Origin of the sequence: Actinotalea ferrariae (genome assembly GCF_019733465.1) — a bacterium.
GTDB lineage: Bacteria > Actinomycetota > Actinomycetes > Actinomycetales > Cellulomonadaceae > Actinotalea > Actinotalea ferrariae_A.
On record NZ_JACVQL010000412.1, the window covers coordinates 1 to 2,093 of the forward strand.

The 2,093-nt window shown below is 78.5% G+C and carries 3 protein-coding genes; all 3 read left to right on the top strand.

Annotated elements, in window-relative coordinates; translation table 11 throughout:
- A partial coding sequence (gene modA, locus ICW40_RS20460) for a molybdate ABC transporter substrate-binding protein (RefSeq protein WP_260459529.1) occupies positions 1-803 on the top strand: 803 nt, incomplete at its 5' end.
- A gap of 23 nt (positions 804-826) precedes the next feature.
- Complete coding sequence (locus tag ICW40_RS20465) at positions 827-1,666, top strand: ABC transporter permease (protein ID WP_260459530.1); 840 nt, start codon at positions 827-829, stop codon at positions 1,664-1,666.
- Positions 1,663-2,093: ATP-binding cassette domain-containing protein (locus tag ICW40_RS20470; RefSeq protein ID WP_221655810.1), on the top strand; the 431-nt coding region annotated here is incomplete at its 3' end. The genes ICW40_RS20465 and ICW40_RS20470, both read left to right, overlap by 4 nt.

The window sequence follows — 2,093 nt, forward strand, 5'->3', positions numbered from 1 at the left end:
GCGTGCTCGTCGCCGGGGGTGTGTGGCTCGCGGGCTCGGGCGCGGCGGAGCCGGCGGACGCGCCGTCCGCCGGCGGCGCGGCTGCCACCGGCGAGGTCGTCGTGCTGGCCGCGGCGTCTCTCGCGGAGCCGCTCCGCACGGTGGCGTCCGAGCTCGAGCGGCAGCACCCCGGACTGACGGTCACCGTGTCGGCCGGCCCGAGCAGCGCGCTCGCAGCGCAGGTCGCAGAGGGCGCTCCCGCCGACGTCCTGGCGGCGGCCAGCCCCGACACCATGGCGGTCGCGGTCGACGCCCTGACCGCGGCGGGGCACGACGTCGACCCTGTGGTGGTCGCCACGAACACCATGGCCCTCGCCGTGCCCGGCCCTGCCGCCCCGGGTGGGGCGGGCGACGTCGTGTCGCTCGCCGACCTCGCCGGGGACGTCCGCTACGCCGTGTGCGAGCCGCAGGTCCCGTGCGGCGAGGGCGCGGCGGCCGTGCTCTCCGACGTCGACGCGGCGCCCGTCACCTACGAGCGCGACGTCGGCGCCGTGCTCGCGAAGGTCGCGTTCGGCGAGGTCGACGCCGGGCTGGTCTACGCGTCGGACGTCCATCCCGGCGCCCCGCTCGTGCGCGAGGGCCGGGTCGTCGGCGTCCCGCTCGACGAGCCGGATCCCGGTGACGCGCCGTGGACGACGTCCTACCCGGTGCTCGCCCTGCCCGACGCCCCGAACCCCGCCGGGGCCCGCGCCGTCGTCGCCTTCCTCGTGTCACAGCAGGGCCGGGCCGTGCTGCGCGACGCCGGCTTCGGGCCGCCGCCGTGACGCCGACACCCGTCCCGGCCGCCATGATGCCGACGCACGGAGCACCGAGCAGGGCCACGCCGGCGCGGCGTCGCCGGCGGGGTCGCGAGCTGCCGGTCGTCGCCGTCGTGCCCGCCGTCGTCGCGATCGTCTTCCTCGCGCTCCCGCTCGTCGGGCTCCTGACGCGGACCCCGTGGGGACGTCTCGGGACGGTGCTCGCCGAGCCGTCCGTCCGGCAGGCGCTCGGGCTGTCGCTGTGGACGGCGACCGTCGCGACCGCCGTGTGCGTCGTGCTCGGGGTCCCGCTCGCGTGGTTCCTCGCGCGCGGCCACGTCCCGGCCCGCCGCCTCGTGCGCACGCTCGTCACGCTGCCGCTCGTGCTGCCGCCCGTCGTGGGCGGCGTCGCGCTGCTCGCCGTCCTCGGGCGGCGCGGCCTCGTCGGCGGGTGGCTCGACGCCTGGGGCGTGGCCCTGCCGTTCACCCCGGCCGCGGTCGTGGTCGCCCAGACGTTCGTCGCGATGCCGTTCCTCGTCGTGACCGTCGAGGGGGCGCTGCGGGGTGCGGACCGGCGGTACGAGGAGGCGGCGGCCGCCCTGGGCGCCTCGCGGACGACCGTGCTGCGGCGCGTCACCCTGCCGCTCGTCGCACCCTCGGTGGCGGCCGGGGCCGTGCTGACGTGGGCGCGTGCGCTCGGCGAGTTCGGCGCGACGGTGACGTTCGCGGGCAGCTTCCCGGGCCGGACCCAGACCCTGCCGCTGACCGTCTACGCGACGCTCGACCGGGACCCGGACGCGGCGGTCGCGCTGAGCCTGCTGCTCCTGATGACCTGCGTCGCGGTGCTCGTCGGCCTGCGGGGCCGCTGGATCGGCGCGGGTGCGCCGTGAGCGGACCGGCCGACGTCGGCCTGCACCTGGCCGGGACCGTTCACCGCGGGAGCTTCCTGCTCGACGTCGACCTCACGGTCGGGCCCGGGGAGGTGCTCGCGCTCGTCGGCCCGAACGGCGCCGGCAAGTCGACCGCCCTGCGCACCGTCGCCGGCCTCGAGGCGCTCGAGACCGGGCGCCTGCGGCTGGCCGGACGCGTCCTCGACGACACGGAGGCGGGCGTCCTCGTGCCGCCCGCGCGGCGCGGCGTCGGCACCGTCTTCCAGGACCACCGCCTCTTCCCGCACCTGGATGCGCTGGCGAACGTCGCGTTCGGCCCGCGCGCCGCCGGTGCCGACCGGACGACCGCCGACCGCACCGCCCGGACCTGGCTCGACCGGCTCGGCGTCGGGCACCTCGCGCGCTCGCGGCCCGCGCACCTCTCCGG

Bases quoted from the DNA above. Each gene is read 5' to 3' on its own strand.
- ICW40_RS20465 (WP_260459530.1), top strand. From the start codon at position 827: ATGATGCCGACGCACGGAGCACCGAGCAGGGCCACGCCGGCGCGGCGT.